Raw genomic sequence first — 21324 nt, forward strand, 5'->3', positions numbered from 1 at the left:
GGCCCGCCGACGCTAAACCAGCGGGCCGCCGAACAGGTTAAACACCGTATGAATGCTCTAGCCCGCCGCGCCGCTGGCCTGTTGCTCGGCACGCTCTGCCTGCCGCTCGCGGCCTTCGCCGCCGATGTGCAACCCACCCACGAATTCATCCTCGACAACGGCCTGAAAGTAGTCGTGCGCGAGGACCACCGCGCCCCGGTGGTGGTCTCGCAGATCTGGTACAAGGTTGGCTCCAGCTACGAAACCCCTGGCCAGACCGGCCTGTCCCACGCGCTGGAACACATGATGTTCAAGGGCAGCGCCAAGGTCGGCCCCGGCGAGGCCTCGCGCATCCTGCGTGACATTGGCGCCGAAGAAAACGCCTTCACCAGCGACGACTACACCGCCTATTACCAGGTGCTGGCCCGCGACCGCCTGCCGGTGGCCCTGGAGCTGGAGGCCGACCGCCTGGCCAGCCTGCGCCTGCCCGCTGACGAATTCAGCCGCGAAATCGAGGTGATCAAGGAAGAACGCCGCCTGCGTACCGACGACCAGCCCAACTCCAAGGCGTTCGAGCTGTTCCGCGCCATGGCCTACCCGGCCAGCGGCTACCATACCCCGACCATCGGCTGGATGGCCGACCTGGAGCGCATGAAGGTCGAGGAACTGCGCCACTGGTACGAATCCTGGTACGCCCCCAACAACGCCACCCTGGTGGTGGTCGGCGATGTCTCCGTCGATGAGGTCAAGGGCCTGGCGCAGAAGTACTTCGGCAGCATCCCCAAACGCGCCGTGCCACCGGCCAAGTTGCCGCTCGAGCTGGCCCAACCAGGCCAGCGCCAGCTGACCCTGCACGTGCGCACCCAGTTGCCGAGCCTGATCTACGGTTTCAACGTACCTGGCCTGCCCACCGCCAAGGATCCGCGTACGGTGCATGCCCTGCGCCTTATCTCGGCATTGCTCGACGGCGGCTACAGCGCCCGCATGCCGGCACGCCTGGAACGCGGCCAGGAACTGGTGGCCGGCGCTTCGTCCAGCTACAACGCCTTCACCCGCGGCGACAGCCTGTTCCTGATCTCGGCCACGCCGAACGTCCAGAAGCAAAAAACCCTCGCCGATGTCGAGAAAGGCATCTGGCAGCTGCTTGATGAGCTCAAGACCACCCCGCCCAGCGCCGAAGAGCTGGAGCGCGTACGCGCCCAGGTCATTGCCGGCCTGGTCTACGACCGCGACTCCATCAGCAGCCAGGCCACTACCATCGGCCAGCTGGAAACCGTCGGCCTGTCGTGGAAGCTGATCGACAGCGAGCTGGATGAGCTCAAGCGCGTTACTCCGCAGGATATCCAGAACGCCGCGCGTACCTACTTCACCCGCGAACGCCTGAGCGTTGCCCATGTACTGCCCGAGGAGTCCGCTCATGAGTAATCGCCGCGTACCACGCCCAACCCTGCTGACCACGGGCATCCGCGCCCTGGCGCTGGCGGCGGTGCTGGCCGCCCCGGCCATGGCTGACAATGACGCCAAAGCCGACAGCAACGCGGCACGCCCGGCCAATACCTTGCAGTCACTGGCCGAACTGGATGGCAAGGCGCCCAGCCGGCGCCAGTTGAACATACAGCACTGGAACACTGCAGAAGGCGCCCGCGTGCTGTTCGTCGAGGCCCGCGAACTGCCGATGTTCGACCTGCGCATCACCTTCGCCGCCGGCAGCAGCCAGGATGGCGGCACGCCAGGCCTGGCCGCCCTGACCAACGCCATGCTCAACGAAGGCGTGGCCGGCAAGGATGTGACTGCCATCGCCGAAGGCTTCGAGGGGCTGGGTGCCGACTTTGGCAACGGCTCCTACCGCGATATGGCCGTGGCTTCGCTGCGCAGCCTCAGTGCCAAGGACAAGCGTGAACCGGCGCTCAAGCTGTTCACCGAAGTGACTGGCAAGCCGACCTTCCCTGAAGACGCCCTCAAGCGCATCAAGAACCAGATGCTGGCCGGCTTCGAGTATGAAAAGCAGAACCCTGGCAAGGTCGCTGGCAAGGCCCTGTTCGCCAAGCTCTACGGCGACCACCCCTACGCCCACCCGAGCGACGGCACTGCCGAAAGCATCAGCGGCATCACCCTGGAACAGCTGCGCGCCTTCCACGCCAAGGCCTACACCAGCGGCAACGCGGTCATCGCCCTGGTCGGCGACCTCAGCCGCGCCGAGGCCGAAGTCATCGCCGCCCAGGTATCAGCTGGCCTGCCCAAGGGCCCCGCGCTGGCCGCACCGGCCCAACCCGGCGAAGCCAAGGCAGGCCTGACCCACATCGACTTCCCGTCCAAGCAGACCCACCTGATGCTGGCCGAACTCGGCATCGACCGCCAGGACCCGGACTGGCCGGCCCTGTCACTGGGCAACCAGATCCTCGGCGGCGGTGCGTTCGGCACCCGGCTGATGAGCGAGGTACGTGAAAAGCGCGGCCTGACCTACGGTGTGTACTCGGTGTTCAGCCCGATGCAGGTTCGCGGCCCGTTCATGATCAACCTGCAGACCCGTGCCGAACTCAGCGAGGGCACGCTCAAGCTGGTGCAGGATATTCTCGCCGACTACCTCAAGGCCGGCCCCACCCAGCAGGAGCTGGACGATGCCAAGCGCGAACTGGCCGGCAGCTTCCCGCTGTCCAATGCCAGCAACGCCAGCATCGTCGGCCAACTGGGTGCCATTGGCTTCTACAACCTGCCGCTGACCTGGCTGGAGGACTTCATGCAGCAGTCCCAGGCCCTCACCGTCGAGCAGGTAAGGACGGCCATGAACAAACACCTGTCAGCCGATAAACTGGTGATCGTCACCGCTGGCCCGAAAGTGCCGCAAAAACCGCTGCCAGCCCCTACTGACAAGCCCTCCGAGCAGCCGCTCGGGGTACCGGAGCACTAATGCCAAGATCCACCCCTACCGCCCGCCCACAACCGGGCCACAGCAAGGGCCAGGGCCACCTGCGCATCATCGCCGGCGAGTGGCGCAGCCGACGTCTGGCGGTGCCGGAAGGCGAAGGCCTGCGGCCAACGCCTGACAGAGTGCGGGAAACCCTGTTCAACTGGCTGGCCCCCTGTATCGAGGGTGCCCGCGTTCTGGACGCCTTCACCGGCAGCGGTGCCCTGGTGCTCGAAGCCCTGTCCCGCGGGGCCGAGGACGCGGTCGCGCTGGACAGCAACCCGGCGGCCATCGCCAACCTGAAGAACAACCTCGAGATCCTGCGCTGCCCGCGCGGGCAAATCCTGCAGACCGACGCCCTGCGCTATCTGCAAGGCCCGGCCAAGCAGCAGTTCGACGTGGTGTTCCTCGACCCGCCGTTCCACCAGGACCTGCTGGCAGACACCTGCAACCTGCTGGAACAGAACCAGTGGCTGCGCGAGCAGGCGTGGGTCTACACAGAAAGCGAGGCTGCCCCGTCGACCTTGCAGTTGCCGGGCAACTGGCGCCTGCACCGCGAGAAAAAGACCGGCCAGGTGCACTACGCACTTTGGCAACGGGGTTGATCCGGTAACCCTGGGTTGCCGTATTTAGTTACCACAAACCCGCCGCCTTCATGGCTGAAGCTGCTCCTCCGATTCCTGCAGGAGCACTTCAACCATGACCGACCACCCCGCCCCACCCGCGCCGGCAGGCTCGGTGCACAGCTTTACCCTCGCCAACGGCCTGCGCGTCTACCTGCGTGAAGACAACCGCGCGCCGCTGGTCAGCGTGCAGCTGTGGTACCACGTAGGCTCCAGCTACGAGCCTGAGGGCCACACCGGCCTGTCCCACGCCCTGGAGCATCTGCTGTTCGAGGGCAGCAGCAAACTGGCTCCAGGCCAGTATTCAGCCCTCATGAGCCGCCTGGGCGGTGACCCAAATGCCTTTACCTACCCCGATGCCACGGTCTTTCCGCTGACTTTGCCACGCAACCGCCTGGAAATTGCCTTGGAGGCGCTGGCCGACGTCATGGCCAGCGCCACCCTCAGCGACGTGCCTTTTGCCCGTGAACTGGCAGTAGTCATGGCCGAGCGCCGCGAGGATATCGACAACAGCCCCTTGGCACTGGCAGTGGAACATCACCAGTTGCTGGCCTATGGCAACAGCGGCTATGGCAACCCCGTGACCGGCCACAAGACCGACCTCGACCATATGACCCCGACGGCGGCGCGCACCTGGTACCAGACCTGGTACCACCCCAACAATGCCACGCTCGCCGTGGCTGGTGACATTGCCCTGGCCCAGCTGCAAAAGCTGGTTACACGGCACTTTGCAGCGATCCCCGCCAACCGCCTGCCAACACGGCAAAAACCCACAATGCCTTCTGGGCAGGTTCGGCGCAGCCAGACCCTGCGCTGGCATGGCCTGAACACCGGCGTGCTCATCAGCTTCAACCTTCCCAGCCAATGCACCGCCCGCTCTGGCTCACAAGCCTGCGCACTGCGCCTGCTGCCGGACATTCTTGCTGAAGGCCACGCCAGCACGCTGCAGCGCCTGTTGATACAAGACACTCCGCTGCTACAGGGCCTGAGAGCGACCTATGAGCCATGGCAGCGCGGTGACAGCCTGCTGACCTTGTACGCGTTCTGCAGCCCGCAGGTTACGCCGGAGGCAGCAGCCGAAAGGCTGATGCAGGAAATCGAAGCGTTCCGCCAGTCGGCCCCCTCCAAGGAAGATCTTCAACGCGCCAAGGCTCGCCTGCTGGCCAGGCAACTATTCGCAAGAGACGACATCGGCAAACAGGCAGAGGCCATCGGCAAACAGGCCGCCTGCGGTCTGGACCCCGTTGCCCTGGACGATGAGCGACAAGCCATCGAAGCCGTGACAGCCGAGCAGGTAGGCCTGATTGCGCTGGAATTCCTGACTGAAGCCCGTGCGGCCATCACCTTCATGCACCACAAGGAAAGTACCGATGAATGACAAGATCGCGAGCATCCCGCAACCGGCTGTAGCCAACGGAAGTCACAGTGGTCTGGTCTCGGTCCAAGGCGTTGATCTGGACCAGCTCGAAACCCCTCAGACGCAGGTGCAGGCGTGGACCACGGAAGCAGGTACAGGCGTGAAGTTCGTCGAAGCCCGCGGGCTGCCTATCGTAGATGTGGTCTTGCGGTTCAAGGCAGGCACGGCCCAGGACACCTTGCAACCCGGCCTGGCAGCCTTGACGCTGTACATGCTCGACGAGGGCAGCCGGCGCTACACCAGCGCCAGGCAAGCTGAGGGCATGGAGCGCCTGGGCGCGATCATGGAAAAGCAGATACGCCTGGAGCATGCAACGCTGAGCCTGCGCAGCGTGAGCACGAAAACGATACTCGCACCAGCCCTGGACCTGTTTACCGACCTTGTGGCAAACCCGGCTTTCCCCGCGCCTGCCCTGGAAAAGATCAAGCGCCAGTTCGTGCAGCACAACGCATCCCGCGAACGGCGCCCCAGGCTCAGGGCGCGTAGCGAGGCGTTTCGCCATCTGTTCCAGGGGCATCCCTATGGCAACCCGCTGGGCAGCACCATTCAAGGCGTGAACGCCGTCAGCCCTGAAGACTTGCGGGCATTCCACCAACGCGCCTATAGCGCCAGCAACCTGGAAATGGTGCTTGTCGGGGACCTGGCCCTGAGCGAGGCGCAAGCCATCGCGCAACAGATCAGCCAAGCCCTGCCGCAAGGCTGGTCCGCCGCTGACCTGCCAGCCGTTCCGGAAGCTACCCATGCAACCATCAACGTCGAACAGCCCGGCAACAGCAGCGCAGTGCTGCTGGCATTGCCCATGAACGTTCCCGCCAATGACCCGGATTTCCCAGCCATTGTGCTAGCCAGTGAAGTGTTGGCTTCAGGCCTTGAATCGCGCCTGATGGTGGAACTGCGCCAACGTCGCGGGTTGACCTACGGCATCTACAGCCGCGCTTCGCCGTTGAGTGCCGGCGGGCTGTTCACCATAGAGTGGGACATCGCGCCACGGTACGTGCAATGCTCGCAGGAACTGGTAGCAACCTTGCTGTGCGATTTCATCGAGCAAGGGCCAACCAAGGCCGAACTGCAGCTGGCGTGCAAACAGCTGGCCGGGCAATTACTGCGTGGTGTGGCGCAAAACAACAGCCTGGCAGCATTGCTGACGGAGATAACCCACCAACATCAGCCTGCAGACCACCTGAACAGCTACATCGAGCGCATCGGTAGGCTGAGCCCGGCAGATATCTGCGCGGCGATGCAAGACCGTCTCGACTTGAACTGCGAGGTACTGGTCAGTGTCGGCCCACGTGTCGACCAGCAACCGCTGCCAGCCACCGACCAATAGCGCAGGTACAGTGGCGTTGTTTCATGGCACTCTAGGCAGGCACATCACGAGTCGCCTAGCATGCCCAGCCCCAGCGCCACATTCCGCCCGGCCATCGGCCTGTCCAACCCCCACCTGCAAACTCTGTGGGGGCCACTGTGGCGCAAGCTGCCTGAACTGCAGCGCAACCGCGAGCGGCTATGGCTGGCCGATGGCGACTTCATCGACCTGGACTGGCACGGCCCGCACCAGCCCCACGCGCCGTTGGTGCTGGTCCTGCACGGTTTGACCGGCTCCTCCCACTCGCCCTACGTCAAAGGTTTGCAGCAAGCGCTGCACGGCCGCGGCTGGGCCAGCGTGGCGGTGAACTGGCGCGGTTGCTCGGGCGAGCCCAACCTGCTGCCACGCAGCTACCATTCCGGTGCCAGCGAAGACCTGGCCGAAATCGTCAGCCACCTGCGCGCCCAGCGCCCGTTGGCGCCGTTGTATGCGGTGGGTTATTCGCTAGGGGGCAATGTGCTGCTGAAATACCTTGGCGAAAGCGGTGTCGCCAGCCAGTTGCAGGCTGCGGTGGCAGTGTCGGTGCCGTTTCGCCTGGATCACTGCGCCGACCGCATCGGCCAGGGCTTTTCAAAGGTGTACCAGGCGCATTTCATGCGCGAGATGCTGGCTTATGTTCAGCTCAAGCAGCGGCACTTCCACGACAAGGGCCAGCATGAACGGCTAGCGACGCTGCAACGGCTGGGGCCGCTGGTCAACCTGCGCACGTTCTGGGAATTCGACGGCAAGGTCACCGCACCGCTGAACGGTTTTCGCGATGCGCACGACTACTACCGCCGCTCATCGAGCCATTTCTTCCTCGGCCAGAACCGCACGCCGACGCTGATCATCCATTCCAGCGATGACCCTTTCGTCTCCGGCCACAGCCTGCCAACGGCCCGCGAACTGGCGCCGCAGACCCGCTTCGAACTGCACAGCCGCGGCGGCCATGTGGGGTTTGTCGATGGCAGCCTGCGTAACCCGGGGTATTACCTGGAGCGGCGGATTCCACAGTGGTTGGTGGAAGGCCAATAGGAGCTGCAGTTTTCATTGGCAGTACCGACCTAATCGCCGGCAAGCCAGTTCCCACAGGTGTGGCACAGGCCCGATGGGTAGTGATGTACCTGCGGGAGCTGGCTTGCCGGCGATGAGGCCGGGCCTGCTTACTCGCCAGTGGCTACGCCATGCTGCGGATCGTTGATCCACTCGCTCCACGACCCGGCATACAGCTTGCCCAGTGGATATCCCGCCAACGCCAAGGCGAAAAGGTTATGACACGCCGTCACCCCCGACCCGCAATACGCCACCAACTGCTCCGGTGCACGCCCGGCGAGCTTTTCAGCAAAGCGCTGTTTTAGCTGGTCCGAAGGCAGAAAACGCCCATCAGCCCCAAGGTTGTCGGTAAACGCCGCGCACTGCGCCCCCGGAATATGTCCCGCAACCGGGTCGATCGGTTCCACTTCGCCACGGAAGCGCGGCAAGGCACGCGCATCGATCAAGGTCAGGTCTGGGTTACCCAGACGCTTGGCCAGGTGCTCGGCATCAATCAGCAGCTTGCCGTCCGGCTCACCGTTGAAGGTGCCTTCCCGCTTGAGCGGCGGGTCCAGGCTGAGCGGCAGGTGCGCCGCATGCCAGGCCTTCAGGCCACCATCGAGGATCGCTACACCGCTGCGCTTGCCCAGCCAGGCCAGCAGCCACCAGGCACGGGCGGCAAAAGCGCCAGGGCCGTCGTCGTACAGCACCACCTCGCTGTCATCGTCCAGGCCCCACTCACGCAGGCGCTCGACCAACCGGCGCGCATCCGGCAATGGGTGGCGCCCGGTGCGTCCCTTGCTCACAGGCCCGCTGAGGTCACGCTCCAGGTCAGCAAAATGCGCTCCGGCAATATGCCCCTGGGCATAGCTGCGTTGGCCATAGTCCACATCCTCGAGGGCAAAGCGGCAGTCGAGGATCACCAACTTGGGCGAGCCCAGACGCTCGGCCAACTGCTGCGGGGTGATCAATTGCGCAAGGGGCATGACAATCTCCTGATCGAAGGCACTATCGATAACACTGAGGCCCTGGGTTAGTGCTCCAGGGCCTGGTTGAACGGTACATGGAATTCCTGGCAAAGGGCGTCCACCGCATTGCGGGCGTTGTCGGTGACGAAACCGAGCTCCAGCACCAGTACCTGGTAGACGCCGCGCTTGAAGGCTTCTTCACCCAGATGCGCGGAATGTTCCCGCGTGGTGCTGAGAAAACGTACCCAGGACGTCAATACGATCCAGGCATTGATGGTCAGCGATTCGATCTGGGCTTGTGTCATGGCCAGGATGCCCGCCTCGACGAAACCGCGGTAGATCGCCTGGCCCTGACGCAGGCATCGTTCGGAAAAGCGCCGATAACGTGCGGCCAGCTCCGGGTCGCTGTCCAGCAGGTGTTCCAGATCACGATGCAGAAAACGGTAGTTCCACATCGCCGCCAACAGCGCCTTCAGGTAGAAGCGCTTGTCCTCCACGGTCGCCGCACGGCCTTGCGGCGGGCGCAGGAAGCTGTCCACCAGTTCTTCGTACTGACTGAACAGCAAAGCGATGATCGCCTGCTTGTTGGGGAAGTGGTAATACAGGTTGCCGGGCGAAATTTCCATGTGCGCGGCAATGTGGTTGGTACTGACGCTGCGTTCGCCCTGCTGGTTGAACAGCTCGAGGCTGTTCTGCACGATGCGCTCTCGGGTCTTCATGCGCGGGGCCATGCTCAGCTCCCAGTCTGCGGGCCTTCATCAAAGGGTCATCTTACGGCGTATTGGCAATGGAATGCACCGCTCGACAACGCGGAAAAATTCGCACCATCGTACAAATTAGAGTATAGGCTCTAGGGATTCCCTCCCCGGACTCGACGCCGCCATGAACTCGCCCAGTGCCTTGCCCCCTGTGCAATCCGACCTCGACCTTGCGGCGACGTTCGCCACCCAGCGCCAGGCTTTTGCCGGCAACTCATCGCCAGCGGCGGCGCAGCGGCGCCAATGGCTGAAAAGCCTGCGGGAAGCCTTGCTGGCCGGCCAGGCCGAACTGATCGAGGCAATCGGCCAGGACTTTGAGGGGCGCAGCGCCGACGAGACCCTGCTGGCCGAGCTGCTGCCCTCGGTGCAAGGCCTGCGTCACGCCGAAAAGCACCTGCAGCGCTGGATGCGCGCCAGCCGGCGCAAGGTCGGCCTGGCCTTCCAGCCGGCCAGCGCGCAGGTGCGCTACCAACCCCTGGGCGTGGTCGGCATCATCGTGCCGTGGAACTACCCGCTGTTCCTTGCCATCGGCCCACTGACCTGTGCCCTGGCCGCCGGCAACCGGGTCATGCTCAAGCTCAGCGAAGCCACGCCTGCCACTGGCCAGGCGCTCAAGCAACTGCTGGAGCAGGTGTTCCCCACCGATCTGGTCAGCGTGGTGCTCGGCGAAGTCGAGGTAGGCCAGGCCTTTGCCCGCCTGCCGTTCGATCACCTGCTGTTCACCGGCGCCACCAGCGTGGGGCGCCAGGTAATGCTGGCTGCGGCGCACAACCTGACCCCCGTCACCCTAGAACTGGGCGGCAAGTCGCCGGCCATAGTCTCTGCCGACGTACCGCTGGACAGCGCCGCCGAGCGCATCGCCTTCGGCAAGACCCTCAATGCCGGCCAGACCTGCGTCGCCCCCGACTACGTGCTGGTGCCACGCGAGCGCCTGGATGCCTTCAGCGATGCCTACCAGCGTGCCGTACGCCGGCTGTACCCGCGCATCGCCGACAACCCCGACTACACCGCCATCATCAACCAGCGCCAGCTGCAGCGCTTGCAGCATCTACTGGACGATGCCCACGCCAAAGGTGCGCAGGTACTCGACCTGTACCCCGGTGAAGCCCGCCAGGGCCGGCGCCTGCCACCCCACCTGCTACTGGGGGTGAACGACGGCATGCAGGTGATGCAGGACGAAATCTTCGGCCCATTGCTGCCGCTGGTGCCCTACGACAGCCTCGAGCAGGCACTGGCCTACATCAACCAGCGCCCGCGCCCGCTGGCGCTTTACTACTTCGGCTATGACCGCGCAGCCCAGGAGCAGGTGCTGCGCCACACCCACTCCGGCGGAGTGTGCCTGAACGACACCCTGCTGCACGTGGCCCAGGATGACTTGCCGTTCGGCGGCATCGGCCCTTCAGGCATGGGCCATTACCATGGCCACGACGGCTTCCTGACCTTCAGCAAGGCCAAGGCGGTGTTGGCCAAGCAACGCTTCAACGCTGCCCGGCTGATCTACCCGCCCTATGGCAAAGCCTTGCAGCGCCTGGTCTTCAAGCTTTTCATCCGCTGAGGGCGAGCCCATGCACCGCCGCGAACTGCTGCGCTTCAGCCTTGGCGCCAGCGTCTTTCTGGCGGGTACCAGCCTGGTCGGCTGCAGCGCACAGACAGCCGCAACGGGTTACCAGGTACTGCGCGACGACGACCTGCCGCTGCTGCGCGCGCTGATCCCGGTGGTACTGGCCGGCACCCAGGCCGCCGAGACACTGGTGCTGCATAGCCTCGACCACAAACTGGCGGCGCTGTCGCCGGAAATACTCAAACTCACCCGGCAGTTGTTCGACGTGCTCAACCTGCCGCTCACCCGCGGCCCACTGACCGGGGTCTGGGGCGCCTGGGAGCAAGCCAGCGCCGCGCAGGTCACGGCCTTCCTGAAACGTTGGCAGGACAGCTCGCTGAACCTGCTGCGCATGGGCCACGCCTCGCTGCTGCAGTTGCTGCAGATGGCCTGGTACGAACGCCCCGAATCCTGGGCCGCCTGCGGCTACCCCGGGCCACCGAAAATCTGAAAACAACAAGAGCAGCGCCAATGCCTGTACCCGACCCGTTTCGCCAAGGCCTGGAAAGCGGCTGGATCACCCACGACGCCTCGCGCCTGGAGCACGACCTCACGCTGGAAGCCGACGTTGCCGTGATCGGCAGCGGTGCCGGTGGCGCTACCAGCGCGCAAATGCTCAGCACTGCCGGCTTCAAGGTGCTGCTGATCGAAGAAGGCCCACTGAAGACCAGCAGCGATTTCCACCTGCTGGAAAACGAAGCCTATGCCAGCCTGTACCAGGAAGGCCTGGGCCGCATGAGCAAGGACGGCGCCATCACCATCCTCCAGGGCCGCGCCGTGGGCGGCACCACGCTGGTCAACTGGACCTCCAGCTTTCGCACGCCGCCACAGACCCTGGCCCACTGGGCCGCAGCCCACAAGGTGAGCGGCCTGGGCGAGGAGCAGATGCGCCCCTGGTTCGAGCGCATCGAGCAAGAGCTGGGCATCACCCCTTGGGCCCTGCCACCGAACGCCAACAACGAAGTGCTGCGCCGTGGCTGCGAACAGCTGGGCTACCGCTGGGCGGTGATCCCGCGCAACGTGCGCGGCTGCTGGAACCTAGGCTACTGCGGCATGGGTTGCCCGGTGAATGCCAAGCAGTCGATGCTGGTCACACGTATTCCCGCCACCCTCGAACAAGGCGGCGAGCTGCTGTACCTGGCTCGGGCCGAGCGCTTCGAACACAACGGCGAGCGCATCCAGGGCCTGTCATGCCAGGCGCTGGATAGCCAGGGCATACACACCACAGGCCGGCAGATCCGCGTTCGCGCGCGTCACTACATCCTTGCCGGTGGTGGCATCAACAGCCCGGCCCTGCTGCTGCGTTCCGACGCGCCCGACCCGCATGGCCGCCTGGGCAAACGTACCTTCCTGCACCTGGTCAACTTCAGCGCAGCACGCTTCAACGATCGTATCGACCCCTACTACGGCGCTCCGCAGTCCATCTACAGCGACCACTTCCAATGGCAAGGCGGCAACGATGGCCCGATTGGCTACAAGCTGGAGGTGCCACCGCTGCACCCGGCCCTGGCCACCACGCTGCTGGGCGGGCATGGCCACGAGAATGCCCAGCGCATGGCCGCGCTGCCACATACCCACGTGATGCTGGCGCTGCTGCGTGACGGCTTCCACCCGCAAAGCCAGGGCGGGGCCGTGGAGCTGCGCGGCGATGGCTCACCGGTGCTCGATTACCCGATCACCGACTACCTGCGCGACGGGCTGCGCCGCGCCTACCGCAGCATGGCGCAGATCCAGTTCGCCGCCGGCGCCACCCAGGTCACCCCCGTGCACAGCGATGCCAGCGCCGCGTCCAACCTGGCGCAGGCCTTGGCCATGATCGACCGGTTGCGCCTGGAGCCGTTCCGCACACGCCTGGGCAGCGCTCACGTGATGGGTGGCTGCGCCCTCGGCGACGACCCGCGCCAGGCGGTATGCGACAGCCTTGGCCGCCATCACCAGCTGGAAAACCTGTCGGTTCACGACGGCTCGCTGTTCCCCACCAGTATCGGCGCCAACCCGCAACTGTCGGTGTATGCCATCAGTGCCAGGCTCACCGAAGCACTGGTCGCCCGCCTGGCACACAGTGCATGACAAGGAACAGGCCCCCTGTCTATAGTGCCGTCAGCCGGCCGCATGACTTGGCCGGGGCGCCGTCGCTGCGCTACCATCCGACTCCCCCACGCACTCCAGCCAGGATGACGCGATGAACCGAGTGTTGTACCCGGGTACTTTCGACCCCATTACCAAAGGCCATGGCGACCTGGTCGAGCGCGCCTCGCGGCTGTTCGACCACGTGATCATCGCGGTGGCGGCCAGCCCGAAGAAAAACCCGCTGTTCCCGCTGGAACAACGGGTGGAGCTCGCCCGTGAGGTCACCAAGCACCTGCCCAATGTCGAAGTCATCGGCTTCTCCTCCCTGCTGGCGCATTTCGCCAAGGAGCAGGGCGCCAACGTCTTCCTGCGTGGCCTGCGTGCGGTGTCCGACTTCGAGTACGAGTTTCAGCTGGCGAACATGAACCGGCAACTGGCCCCCGACGTCGAGAGTCTGTTCCTCACGCCTTCGGAGCGTTATTCGTTCATTTCCTCGACCCTGGTCCGGGAAATTGCCGCGCTGGGTGGTGATATCAGCAAGTTCGTCCACCCAGTGGTGGCCGATGCGCTGACCGAACGCTTCAAGAAATGACCTTTAGCGGCTGATCATCGCGCCCGCGTGCACTGCGGGCGCGAATGCGGCACAATTGTGCCCACTGCGTTGAACATGCCCGGGCGCGGAGCCCCGGCCGGAGTCCCCATGTCCCTGATCATCACCGACGATTGCATCAACTGCGACGTCTGCGAACCCGAGTGCCCGAACGAGGCCATCTCCCAAGGCGAAGAGATCTACGTGATCGACCCTAACCTGTGCACCCAGTGTGTAGGCCATTACGACGAGCCGCAATGCCAGCAGGTCTGCCCGGTCGACTGCATCCCGCTGGATGAAGCGCACCCGGAAACCGAAGAAGAGCTGATGGCCAAGTACCGCCGGATTACTGGCAAGGCCTGATCGCTGCCTGAACGCCTCCACGCGGTCCCTGTGTGGGAGCGGCCTTGCGTCGCGATGGGGCGCGAAGCGGCCCCAGGATTTCAGCTTCGCAGCAGAAACTGCCGGGGCCGCTGTGCGGCCCTTTCGCGACGCAAGGCCGCTCCCACAAGGGGTTCCGCGTAACTTGCCTCAGCGCTGGCAACGCGGGCAATACACACTCGCCCTCTGCCCCAGCTTCACCTCGCGCAACTCCGTGCCACACACCTTGCACGGCTGCCCGCCCCGCCCGTACACGAACAATTCCTGCTGGAAGTACCCCGGCTGCCCATCACCACCGATGAAGTCGCGTAGCGTGGTGCCGCCCTGTTCGATCGCCGCCGCCAGCACACGCTTGATCTCGATCGCCAGCTTCAAGTAGCGCGCCCGGGAAATCCCGCCCGCTTCCCGACGGGGGTCGATGCCAGCGGCAAACAGCGCCTCGGTGGCGTAAATGTTGCCCACCCCCACCACTACCGCGTTATCCATGATGAACGGCTTGACCGCCATCGACCGCCCACGGGACAACTGGAACAGTCGCTCGCCGTCGAACAGGTCGGTCAGCGGTTCAGGCCCCAGGCGCAGCAGCAGTTCGTGATTGAGCGGGTCCAGGCTCCACAGCATCGCGCCAAAGCGGCGCGAGTCGGTGTAGCGCAGCATCAACCCCGACTCAAGCTCGATATCCACATGCTCATGCTTGGCCGCCGGCAAGCCCAGTTCGACCAGGCGCAGGTTGCCCGACATGCCCAGGTGACTGATCAGGGTGCCGACCTCGGCATTGATCAACAGATACTTGGCGCGCCGCTCGACACTGACGATGCGCTGCCCCGACAGGCGCACATCCAGGTCTTCCGGAATCGGCCAGCGCAGGCGCCGGTCACGTACCACCACCCGGCTGACGCGCTGGCCTTCCAGATGGGGCGCAATACCGCGCCGGGTGGTTTCTACTTCTGGCAATTCCGGCATGTGTCAGTGCCCGCCCATCTCGCGAATGTTCTGCTTGAGGTTCTCGAAATCGTATTCCGACAAACCAATGTAATCGAGCACCAGCGGGCCAACCACACTCCATTCGTGGTCCACGGCCTGGCTGCCCAGCACCCGGTACGATGCGCAGATGTGCTCGGCCATCTTCAGCACTGCCAGCAGGTTTTTCAGTTGGCTCTGGGTATTGCGCGCGCTCTCGTCGCGGAACACCGCCAGGGCGTTGTGGTGGTTGGCAATGGCCGCGCTGAGGTGCTCGGGCAGGCGCCAGGACTTGGCCGTGAAATAGCCGACCACCGAATGATTGGTGTTGAACACGCGGTTTTCGGTGTCGACCACGCGGGTTTCCTCGTCGGCCTTGGCATAGGCGTCCTCCAGCACATCCATATAGTTGGGGAAGCGCTTGAGCATCAGCGGCACGCCACAGTCATGGAACAGGCCCAGGGTATAGGCCTCGTCTGCCGCCTGGATGCCGGTGCGCTTGGCCAGAGTGAGGCAGGTCATCGCCACGTCCTGGGCAGTGTCCCAGAAGCGGTTGAGGGTAACGATGGTCTCGTCGGTCATTTCACCCTTGATCGACTGGGCGTTGATCAGGTTGATGATCGAACGGCTGCCCAGCAGGTTCACCGCGCGCTGGATCGAACCGATCTTGTTGGAAAGGCCGAAATGCGGGGAATTGACCAGCTTGAGCAAGGCGCCCGAGAGGCCCGGGTCCTGGGAAATCAGCTTGGCGATGGTTTCCAGGTCCGGGTCAGGCATGTACTGCTCGAACTGCAGGTCGACCATTATCTGCGGTTGCGGCGGGATGGTGATGCCTTGCAAGGCTTGCTGGATCTGTTCGGCGCTGAGTTCTTGGGACATACGTGCACACTCGTTTGGGACCGGCGATTCTAACCCTCCAGACCGGAAATGGACCAACCACTGAATCGTTGCGCCGGAACTTTACTCTATCCATGCGGGCCTCTCTCTCATATTCATCAAGGAAAGGAGCAAGGCCCATGAGTGCAGAACTGAACGGCAAGCGAGTGGCTTTCCTGGTCACCGACGGCTTCGAGCAAGTGGAGCTGACAGGCCCTCGCGAGGCCCTGGAACAGAGCGGCGCGGTGGTGGACATCCTCAGCGACAAAGAGGGAACGGTACGCGGCTGGAACCACGACCAGCCGGCTGACGCATTCGCCGTGGACGCAACCTTCGAAAGCGCCCACCTGGATCTCTACGATGCTCTGGTGCTGCCCGGTGGCGTGCAAAACTCTGACACGATTCGGTTGATCCCCGCCGCGCAGAAACTGGTGAAAAGCCACGATTCAGCTGGCAAGCCGCTGGCGGTGATCTGTCATGGTGGCTGGTTGCTGGTGTCCTGCGGGTTGGCCAAGGGCAGGCGGCTGACCAGCTATAAGACCCTGCAGGACGACATCCGCAATGCCGGCGGAGACTGGGTGGATGAAGAAGTGGTGGTCGATGGCAACCTGATCACAAGCCGCCAGCCCGATGACATTCCGGCGTTCAACCGGCAGTTGATCAAGGCATTGGCAGCCTGACGTCATCTCATGGCCGACGCGAGGCTGCTCCCGCAAGGGACGAGTGCCCAGGCAACAGGCTATAATCCCGCTCTTTTTCCCGGAGCGACGTCATGCCCCTGCCCAGCCTACGCCTCAAAGCCAATGCCGACCGCCGCCTGCGTGCCGGCCACCTGTGGGTCTACAGCAACGAAGTCGACGTCAGTGCGACCCCGCTGCAAGGCTTCCAGGCCGGCCAGCAGGCTGTTCTCGAGGCAGCCAACGGCAAGCCGCTAGGCATCGTCGCACTGAGCCCGAACAATCTGATCTGCGCCCGCCTGCTGTCGCGCGACGCCAAGCTGCCGCTGGACAAGTCGCTGCTGGTGCACCGCCTGAACGTCGCCCTGTCGCTGCGTCAGCGCCTGTTCGACCAACCGTGCTACCGCCTGGTCTATGGCGATTCCGACCTGTTGCCAGGCCTGGTTGTCGACCGCTTCTTCGACATCCTCGTAGTGCAATTGGCCTCCGCCACCATGGAAGCACATAAGGACGACGTGATTGCAGCCCTGGTACAGGTGCTCAAGCCAAGCGGCATCCTGTTCAAGAACGACTCCTCCGCGCGAGATGCCGAAGGCCTGCAGCGCTATGTCGAAACCGTCTATGGCGAGGTGCCGGACTGGGTGCCGCTGGAAGAAAACGGCGTCAAGTTCGAAGCCCCGGTACGCGAAGGCCAGAAGACCGGCTGGTTCTACGACCACCGCATGAACCGTGCACGCCTGGCGCCGTACGTGAAAGGCAAGCGCGTGCTCGACCTGTTCAGCTACATCGGTGGCTGGGGCGTGCAGGCCGGTGCCTTCGGCGCCAGCGAAGTGTTCTGCGTCGATGCCTCGGGCTTTGCCCTGGACGGCGTCGAGCGTAACGCCGCCCTGAACGGCATCAGCGAGAAACTGACCTGCATCGAAGGCGATGTGTTCGAGGCGCTGCGCGAACTGAAGGCCGCCGAAGAGCGCTTCGACGTGATCATTGCCGACCCACCCGCCTTCATCAAGCGCAAGAAAGACCTGAAGAACGGCGAAGCGGCCTACCGCCGCCTGAACGAGCAGGCCATGCGCATGCTGACCAAGGATGGCATCCTGGTCAGCGCCTCGTGCTCGATGCACCTGCCCGAGGACGACCTGCACAACATCCTGCTGACCAGCGCCCGTCACCTGGACCGCAACCTGCAGTTGCTCGAACGCGGCGGCCAAGGCCCCGACCACCCGGTGCACCCGGCCATCGCCGAAACCCGCTACATCAAGAGCATCACCTGCCGGTTGCTGCCAAACAGCTGATATCCGCTAATAAGGGCCGCCAAGCGGCCCTTTCCTGCTGCAATCTCCCCGCCAGCTATCCACATCTGCATTCCCTCGCCGCGCCAGCGGTGTAGAATCGGCCTATTCATCGCCAGTCATCCCCGGCGGGTTTATGAGCTCTGCCCAAGCACGCGGCGATCCCGCGCGGTCTTCGGCCCCATCCGTGCCAGTGGCAACCGGCCTGCGGTACAAAGGACAAGAGAAGCTCACTCCCCTTTTTGTGACCTGATTAAGCCGCCAGGAGTGTTTCATGCCTGATTATCGTTCCAAGACTTCCACCCAAGGCCGCAACATGGCCGGCGCCCGTGCCCTGTGGCGCGCCACCGGGATGAAGGACGAAGATTTCAAGAAACCGATCATCGCCATCGCCAACTCGTTCACCCAGTTTGTCCCGGGCCACGTGCACCTGAAGGACCTGGGCCAGCTGGTCGCCCGCGAAATCGAACGCGCCGGTGGCGTGGCCAAGGAATTCAACACCATCGCGGTCGATGACGGCATCGCCATGGGCCACGACGGCATGCTCTACTCGCTGCCAAGCCGCGAGATCATCGCCGACGCCGTGGAGTACATGGTCAACGCCCATTGCGCCGACGCCATCGTGTGCATCTCCAACTGCGACAAGATCACCCCCGGCATGCTGATGGCCGCCCTGCGCCTGAACATCCCGGTAATCTTCGTCTCCGGCGGCCCGATGGAAGCCGGCAAGACCAAGCTGGCCAGCCACGGCCTGGACCTGGTCGACGCCATGGTCATTGCCGCCGACTCCTCGGCTTCCGACGAAAAAGTCGCCGAATACGAGCGCAGCGCCTGCCCTACCTGCGGTTCGTGCTCCGGCATGTTCACCGCCAACTCGATGAACTGCCTGACCGAAGCCCTGGGCCTGGCCCTGCCGGGCAACGGTTCGACCCTGGCCACCCACGCCGACCGCGAGCAGTTGTTCCTCACTGCCGGCCGCACCATCGTCGAGCTGTGCAAGCGCTACTACGGCGAGAACGATGAGTCGGTACTGCCGCGCAACATCGCTAACTTCAAGGCGTTCGAGAACGCCATGATGCTCGACATCGCCATGGGCGGCTCGACCAACACCATCCTGCACCTGCTGGCTGCCGCCCAGGAAGCCGAGGTGGCGTTCGACCTGCGTGACATCGACCGCCTGTCGCGCAAGGTGCCGCAGCTGTGCAAGGTTGCGCCGAACATTCAGAAATATCACATGGAAGACGTGCACCGTGCCGGCGGCATCTTCAGTATCCTCGGCTCGCTGGCCCGTGGCGGCCTGCTGCACACCGACCTGCCGACCGTGCACAGCCGTAGCATGGAAGAAGCCATCGCCAAGTGGGACATCACCCAGACCGATGACGAAGCCGTGCACACCTTCTTCAAGGCTGGCCCTGCCGGCATTCCGACCCAGACGGCATTCAGCCAGTCGACCCGCTGGCCGAGCCTGGACCTGGATCGTGCCGAAGGCTGCATCCGCAGTGTCGAGCACGCCTATTCGCAGGAAGGCGGCCTGGCCGTGCTGTACGGTAACATCGCGCTGGATGGCTGCGTGGTGAAAACCGCCGGTGTCGACGAGTCGATCCTGGTGTTCGAAGGCACCGCGAAGATCTTCGAGAGCCAGGACAGCGCCGTACGCGGCATCCTCGCCGACGAAGTGAAGGCCGGCGACATCGTGATCATCCGCTACGAAGGCCCGAAAGGTGGCCCGGGCATGCAGGAAATGCTGTACCCGACCTCGTACCTGAAGTCCAAGGGCCTGGGCAAGGCTTGCGCCCTGCTCACCGACGGCCGCTTCTCGGGCGGCACCTCGGGCCTGTCGATCGGCCACGCCTCGCCGGAAGCCGCCGCTGGCGGTGCAATCGGCCTGGTGCGCGACGGCGACAAGGTGCTGATCGACATCCCGAATCGTTCGATCAACCTGCAGGTCAGCGATGAAGAGCTGGCTGAGCGCCGTGTCGAACAGGACAAGAAAGGCTGGAAACCGGCTGAAGTACGCCCACGCAAGGTGACCACCGCGCTGAAGGCCTACGCCCTGCTGGCGACCAGTGCCGACAAGGGTGCTGTGCGTAACAAGGCGATGCTGGAAGGGCTGTAAGGCTTCCTGGCGTTTGAAAAGCCGGCGCCTTGTGCGCCGGTTTTTTCATGGCTATGAAAAATGCTCGATCAAAGCTCACCCCGCGCAGCGCATTGGCGCAATTGCGCCAGCAACAGAGCAACTGAACGCTTCGGCTTCGCTGTCGATGTCAAAATGAACTGCGCATGAGGAAGGGGGGGCAACGTTGGCACTTCCTGTAAACCTGAAGCCAGTGCAGACGATCGGGTGATTGGCGTTACACCCAGCCCACCGCTGACAGCGGTCATCAGCCCACCGGCACTTGGGCTCTGGCAAACGATCCGCCATTGTCGCCCCGCATGCGCCAGGGCTTCGATGGCTGCAGCACGATATGGGCATTGATCGGAAAACACCGCCAAGGGTATCGGAGCAGTTGCATCATCGGGGTTCACTGCAACCGGCCCTGTCGCCCAGACCAAAGGCTCGGACCAAAGCAGTTCGCCTCGGTCCTCATCGCCGCAGCTGCTTCCCAATACGATATCGAGCCCACCCGATTGCAGAAGGGCAAGCAGATCACCGGTCAGGCCGACTTTCAGGGAGATCTCTGCATCGGGATGTGTCACCGAGAATCGACGCAGACAGTCGATGATGGGCGGTTTCACCACCTCCTCGCTCAACCCGACAAACACTGTACCTGACACCCGACGGCCTGCGCCAAGGCTCGCGCGAGCATCATCATGCAGCGCCAGAATCGTGCGGGCATACCCCGCCAGGCGAGCACCTGCCGGCGTCAGGCTGACCGAACGGGTCGTGCGCTCCAGCAATTTTTGCCCAGCTTCGCTCTCAAGCCGCCTGATGTGAGCGCTGATCGCCGACTGCGTTAGGTGCAGTCTTTGCGCTGCACGCGTGAAACCACCGCTGTCGGCAACGGCAAGCAGGCTACGCAAAAGCACAGGGTCGAACACAGATTAATCACCTAGCTCACTCAATATGCAGAGCATACGTGATTTCTATAACCAATCATTCTGAATCAGACTTGCACTTAACACCTGAGCGAACGAACGCCAGGGAAAGTGCCCTCAATGCTGACAAGGAAACGCCCCATGGTTGAACGTATTTTGTATGTCTGTGCATCACCGAGAGGCGAGCGGTCCGTTTCCACCCAGATTGCAGACGTGTTTCTGACCGCATTGGCCAAGCGCAAAGCCGTAGAAATTGACCGCCTGGACCCTTGGGAATGCGAACTCCCGGAGGTAGATGGCGCTTTGCTCGCGGCAAAATACGCAGGCCTTGCCGATGTCCCGTTGTCGAGCGAACAGGTCGCGGCATGGGAGCAGATCAAGGCACTCGCTGAACGGTTCCACCGGGCTGATACCTTGGTGTTCAGCGTACCGCTGTGGAATTTCGGCATCCCGTACAAGCTCAAGCATCTGATCGACGCAATTTCGCACAAAGGCGTCCTGTTCACCTTCGATGAGCAAGGGTTGAATGGCATGCTGGGCGGACGTCGAGCTGTTGCAATCTACTCCCGTGGGCTTGGTTACGGCTCTGACTCACAGACACCCGACCAGGCTTTTGGACTGGAAAAACCCTTCATCGATACGTGGTTCCGCTTCGTCGGGATTAACCAGGTGCACAGTGTCGTGGTCGAACAGACGCTTGGCCCGGTGGGGGCCAGCGTCCGTGCAAGCGCCATCGAAGCAGTGACCTTGTTGGCACAGAACATCGATCAGGAAGCGGCCCGGACTCTCATCGTGGGCCGCAACGGCTGACAGGCCTCG

General features: G+C 63.7%; 20 protein-coding genes. 15 read left to right on the top strand and 5 right to left on the bottom strand.

The genetic code is table 11. The annotated features are described in order from the left end of the window. Positions 1–48 precede the first annotated feature (48 nt). From MJ643_RS05835 to MJ643_RS05860, 6 genes are all read left to right on the top strand, one after another. Positions 49–1404, top strand: a complete 1356-nt coding sequence (locus MJ643_RS05835; RefSeq protein WP_024087860.1) for a pitrilysin family protein — start codon at positions 49–51, stop codon at positions 1402–1404. Further along, a complete protein-coding gene (locus tag MJ643_RS05840; protein ID WP_169774625.1) occupies positions 1397–2887 on the top strand; it encodes a pitrilysin family protein in 1491 nt (496 codons plus the stop codon). Before MJ643_RS05835 ends, MJ643_RS05840 begins: the two co-directional genes overlap by 8 nt. Further along, positions 2887–3489: a 16S rRNA (guanine(966)-N(2))-methyltransferase RsmD gene (rsmD, locus tag MJ643_RS05845; protein WP_013974634.1), complete on the top strand. Its 603-nt coding sequence runs from the start codon at positions 2887–2889 to the stop codon at positions 3487–3489. Before MJ643_RS05840 ends, rsmD begins: the two co-directional genes overlap by 1 nt. A 94-nt stretch (positions 3490–3583) precedes the next feature. Further along, positions 3584–4885 carry a pitrilysin family protein gene (locus MJ643_RS05850; RefSeq protein ID WP_013974635.1) on the top strand — a complete coding sequence of 434 codons (1302 nt, stop codon included), beginning with the start codon at positions 3584–3586 and terminating at the stop codon, positions 4883–4885. Next, positions 4878–6251, top strand: a complete 1374-nt coding sequence (locus MJ643_RS05855) for a pitrilysin family protein (protein WP_023663003.1) — start codon at positions 4878–4880, stop codon at positions 6249–6251. Before MJ643_RS05850 ends, MJ643_RS05855 begins: the two co-directional genes overlap by 8 nt. A gap of 60 nt (positions 6252–6311) precedes the next feature. Next, entirely contained in the window at positions 6312–7304 is a 993-nt protein-coding gene (locus MJ643_RS05860) for a hydrolase (protein ID WP_013974637.1), read from the top strand. 128 nt (positions 7305–7432) lie between these two features. On the opposite strand, the gene MJ643_RS05865 is transcribed toward MJ643_RS05860, so the two are convergent. Beyond that, positions 7433–8287 (bottom strand): sulfurtransferase, encoded by an 855-nt coding sequence (locus MJ643_RS05865; RefSeq protein WP_013974638.1) that lies wholly within the window; start codon positions 8285–8287, stop codon positions 7433–7435. Positions 8288–8334: 47 nt separating this feature from the next. Continuing rightward, positions 8335–9000: a TetR/AcrR family transcriptional regulator gene (locus tag MJ643_RS05870; protein WP_023663002.1), complete on the bottom strand. Its 666-nt coding sequence runs from the start codon at positions 8998–9000 to the stop codon at positions 8335–8337. A gap of 151 nt (positions 9001–9151) precedes the next feature. Here MJ643_RS05870 and MJ643_RS05875 point away from each other — a divergent pair, with 151 nt between their 5' ends. From MJ643_RS05875 to MJ643_RS05895, 5 genes are all read left to right on the top strand, one after another. After that, positions 9152–10582, top strand: a complete 1431-nt coding sequence (locus MJ643_RS05875; protein WP_013974640.1) for a coniferyl aldehyde dehydrogenase — start codon at positions 9152–9154, stop codon at positions 10580–10582. A 10-nt stretch (positions 10583–10592) separates the two neighbouring features. Then, positions 10593–11078, top strand: coding sequence for a hypothetical protein (locus tag MJ643_RS05880; RefSeq protein WP_023663000.1), 486 nt, complete (start codon positions 10593–10595; stop codon positions 11076–11078). A 20-nt stretch (positions 11079–11098) separates the two neighbouring features. Next, positions 11099–12697: a GMC family oxidoreductase gene (locus MJ643_RS05885; protein ID WP_013974642.1), complete on the top strand. Its 1599-nt coding sequence runs from the start codon at positions 11099–11101 to the stop codon at positions 12695–12697. Positions 12698–12809: 112 nt separating this feature from the next. Further along, positions 12810–13289 carry a pantetheine-phosphate adenylyltransferase gene (gene coaD, locus MJ643_RS05890; protein WP_003249065.1) on the top strand — a complete coding sequence of 160 codons (480 nt, stop codon included), beginning with the start codon at positions 12810–12812 and terminating at the stop codon, positions 13287–13289. A gap of 108 nt (positions 13290–13397) precedes the next feature. Continuing rightward, on the top strand, positions 13398–13649 hold the full coding sequence (locus tag MJ643_RS05895) for a YfhL family 4Fe-4S dicluster ferredoxin (protein WP_013974644.1): 252 nt from the start codon (positions 13398–13400) through the stop codon (positions 13647–13649). Between the two features lie 168 nt (positions 13650–13817). On the opposite strand, the gene mutM is transcribed toward MJ643_RS05895, so the two are convergent. Continuing rightward, positions 13818–14630 carry a bifunctional DNA-formamidopyrimidine glycosylase/DNA-(apurinic or apyrimidinic site) lyase gene (mutM, locus tag MJ643_RS05900; protein WP_038410214.1) on the bottom strand — a complete coding sequence of 271 codons (813 nt, stop codon included), beginning with the start codon at positions 14628–14630 and terminating at the stop codon, positions 13818–13820. A gap of 3 nt (positions 14631–14633) precedes the next feature. Next, complete coding sequence (locus tag MJ643_RS05905; protein ID WP_169774634.1) at positions 14634–15452, bottom strand: HDOD domain-containing protein; 819 nt, start codon at positions 15450–15452, stop codon at positions 14634–14636. A 191-nt stretch (positions 15453–15643) separates the two neighbouring features. Between MJ643_RS05905 and MJ643_RS05910 the strand changes: the two genes are divergently transcribed. The 3 genes from MJ643_RS05910 to ilvD all read left to right on the top strand — a co-directional run bounded on the left by MJ643_RS05910 (position 15644) and on the right by ilvD (position 19585). Beyond that, positions 15644–16183, top strand: coding sequence for a type 1 glutamine amidotransferase domain-containing protein (locus tag MJ643_RS05910; RefSeq protein ID WP_013974647.1), 540 nt, complete (start codon positions 15644–15646; stop codon positions 16181–16183). A 92-nt stretch (positions 16184–16275) separates the two neighbouring features. After that, positions 16276–17472, top strand: a complete 1197-nt coding sequence (locus MJ643_RS05915; RefSeq protein ID WP_038410215.1) for a class I SAM-dependent rRNA methyltransferase — start codon at positions 16276–16278, stop codon at positions 17470–17472. 271 nt (positions 17473–17743) lie between these two features. Next, positions 17744–19585: a dihydroxy-acid dehydratase gene (gene ilvD / locus MJ643_RS05920; RefSeq protein ID WP_015272169.1), complete on the top strand. Its 1842-nt coding sequence runs from the start codon at positions 17744–17746 to the stop codon at positions 19583–19585. A gap of 68 nt (positions 19586–19653) precedes the next feature. Here ilvD and MJ643_RS05925 read toward each other — a convergent pair whose 3' ends face one another. Then, positions 19654–20508 carry a LysR family transcriptional regulator gene (locus tag MJ643_RS05925; RefSeq protein WP_169774626.1) on the bottom strand — a complete coding sequence of 285 codons (855 nt, stop codon included), beginning with the start codon at positions 20506–20508 and terminating at the stop codon, positions 19654–19656. A gap of 138 nt (positions 20509–20646) precedes the next feature. On the opposite strand from MJ643_RS05925, the gene MJ643_RS05930 reads away from it, so the two are divergent. Continuing rightward, entirely contained in the window at positions 20647–21315 is a 669-nt protein-coding gene (locus MJ643_RS05930) for an NAD(P)H-dependent oxidoreductase (RefSeq protein WP_024087862.1), read from the top strand. Positions 21316–21324 lie beyond the last annotated feature (9 nt).

Source organism: Pseudomonas sp. PNPG3 (genome assembly GCF_023093815.1).
Taxonomy (GTDB): Bacteria; Pseudomonadota; Gammaproteobacteria; order Pseudomonadales; family Pseudomonadaceae; genus Aquipseudomonas; species Aquipseudomonas asiatica.

What these genes read in the sequence shown, in the direction of transcription:
- MJ643_RS05835 (WP_024087860.1), top strand. Translation starts at nt 49, where the DNA reads ATGAATGCTCTAGCCCGCCGCGCCGCTGGCCTGTTGCTCGGCACGCTC.
- MJ643_RS05840 (WP_169774625.1), top strand. Translation starts at nt 1,397, where the DNA reads ATGAGTAATCGCCGCGTACCACGCCCAACCCTGCTGACCACGGGCATC.
- rsmD (WP_013974634.1), top strand. Translation starts at nt 2,887, where the DNA reads ATGCCAAGATCCACCCCTACCGCCCGCCCACAACCGGGCCACAGCAAG.
- MJ643_RS05850 (WP_013974635.1), top strand. Translation starts at nt 3,584, where the DNA reads ATGACCGACCACCCCGCCCCACCCGCGCCGGCAGGCTCGGTGCACAGC.
- MJ643_RS05855 (WP_023663003.1), top strand. Translation starts at nt 4,878, where the DNA reads ATGAATGACAAGATCGCGAGCATCCCGCAACCGGCTGTAGCCAACGGA.
- MJ643_RS05860 (WP_013974637.1), top strand. Translation starts at nt 6,312, where the DNA reads ATGCCCAGCCCCAGCGCCACATTCCGCCCGGCCATCGGCCTGTCCAAC.
- MJ643_RS05865 (WP_013974638.1), bottom strand. Translation starts at nt 8,287, where the DNA reads ATGCCCCTTGCGCAATTGATCACCCCGCAGCAGTTGGCCGAGCGTCTG.
- MJ643_RS05870 (WP_023663002.1), bottom strand. Translation starts at nt 9,000, where the DNA reads ATGGCCCCGCGCATGAAGACCCGAGAGCGCATCGTGCAGAACAGCCTC.
- MJ643_RS05875 (WP_013974640.1), top strand. Translation starts at nt 9,152, where the DNA reads ATGAACTCGCCCAGTGCCTTGCCCCCTGTGCAATCCGACCTCGACCTT.
- MJ643_RS05880 (WP_023663000.1), top strand. Translation starts at nt 10,593, where the DNA reads ATGCACCGCCGCGAACTGCTGCGCTTCAGCCTTGGCGCCAGCGTCTTT.
- MJ643_RS05885 (WP_013974642.1), top strand. Translation starts at nt 11,099, where the DNA reads ATGCCTGTACCCGACCCGTTTCGCCAAGGCCTGGAAAGCGGCTGGATC.
- coaD (WP_003249065.1), top strand. Translation starts at nt 12,810, where the DNA reads ATGAACCGAGTGTTGTACCCGGGTACTTTCGACCCCATTACCAAAGGC.
- MJ643_RS05895 (WP_013974644.1), top strand. Translation starts at nt 13,398, where the DNA reads ATGTCCCTGATCATCACCGACGATTGCATCAACTGCGACGTCTGCGAA.
- mutM (WP_038410214.1), bottom strand. Translation starts at nt 14,630, where the DNA reads ATGCCGGAATTGCCAGAAGTAGAAACCACCCGGCGCGGTATTGCGCCC.
- MJ643_RS05910 (WP_013974647.1), top strand. Translation starts at nt 15,644, where the DNA reads ATGAGTGCAGAACTGAACGGCAAGCGAGTGGCTTTCCTGGTCACCGAC.
- MJ643_RS05915 (WP_038410215.1), top strand. Translation starts at nt 16,276, where the DNA reads ATGCCCCTGCCCAGCCTACGCCTCAAAGCCAATGCCGACCGCCGCCTG.
- ilvD (WP_015272169.1), top strand. Translation starts at nt 17,744, where the DNA reads ATGCCTGATTATCGTTCCAAGACTTCCACCCAAGGCCGCAACATGGCC.
- MJ643_RS05930 (WP_024087862.1), top strand. Translation starts at nt 20,647, where the DNA reads ATGGTTGAACGTATTTTGTATGTCTGTGCATCACCGAGAGGCGAGCGG.